Raw genomic sequence first — 932 nt, 5'->3', positions numbered from 1 at the left:
GAGGTCGAGCGCGTCCTGTTCGACGGCCGACGTCATCGCGGTTCGCCGCTCAGTGCTCGTGAGGGCGCGCGTCGCCGGCGAGCTTGAACGCGAGGCGCCCATGGGCGTAGCCGCCGCCGGCGCGGATCGCGGTAGCGACCCACGCGGCCTCCGCCAGCTCGGTGTCGGTCGCGCCGGCCTTGACGGCGTTCTGGCTGTGCGCGTCGATGCAGTACACGCACTGCGTGGTGATGCCGACGGCGAGGGCGATCAGCTCACGGTACTTGAGCGGGATCGCCCGACCCTCCTCGGCGAAGACGGCCTGGTCGAAGGCGGAGAACGCCTGCAGGATGTCGGGCGTCTCGGTCTTGTAGACCTTGGTGAAGGTGCGGTCGGCGGTGCGGTCGAAGTAGTCGGACACGATTCCTCGGGATCAGTCGAGACGGGAGTGGTCGCCGAGGCGGTGCCACGTGCGGTTGTGATAGACGAGCGCGTCGCCGTGGTCGCCGGGGTCGACGTCGCGGGCGATGCTCGACTGCAGCGCGTGGGCGGCGATGACGGTGGAGCCGCCTGCCTCCATGCGGTTGATGATCGCGCAGCGCACCCAGGCGCGCACACCGTTGTAGACGGGCTCGCCCGTGGGAAGACGCGACCAGTTCGCGGGGTCGGCGAAGCGGTCGACACCGCTGGTCGAGGCGAGCCGGGCCACGTCGAGATCGTGGGCGTCGAGCAGGTGCACGACGATCGTGTCGGCCGCGACGATCGTCGGGGTGGCCGATGAGAGCGACGACACCGAGAAGATCAGCAGCGGCGGCTCGGCGCTGACGGAGGAGACCGAGGTCGCGGTGAGGGCGACGGGTCCGCGTCCGTCGTCGGCCGTGATGACGGCGACGCCGCCCGGGTGGCCGCGGAAGAGCGCCTTGAAGTCGTCGGGCGACAGCGAGCCGCCGAGC

At 70.9% G+C, this 932-nt stretch carries 2 protein-coding genes; both read right to left on the bottom strand.

Going from position 1 to position 932, the window contains the following annotated elements:
- Positions 1-49: 49 nt before the first annotated feature.
- The gene (locus ASG00_RS02745; RefSeq protein WP_056206660.1) at positions 50-400 is read right to left on the bottom strand and encodes a carboxymuconolactone decarboxylase family protein; all 351 of its coding nucleotides are present in this window, start codon (positions 398-400) and stop codon (positions 50-52) included.
- 12 nt (positions 401-412) lie between these two features.
- On the bottom strand, positions 413-919 hold the full coding sequence (locus ASG00_RS02740; protein WP_156456183.1) for a flavin reductase family protein: 507 nt from the start codon (positions 917-919) through the stop codon (positions 413-415).
- Between the last annotated feature and the right edge of the window lie 13 nt (positions 920-932).

Origin of the sequence: Microbacterium sp. Leaf351, assembly GCF_001423825.1 — a bacterium.
GTDB classification, from domain to species: domain Bacteria; phylum Actinomycetota; class Actinomycetes; order Actinomycetales; family Microbacteriaceae; genus Microbacterium; species Microbacterium ginsengisoli.
This window is presented reverse-complemented; position numbering and strand designations above follow the sequence as displayed.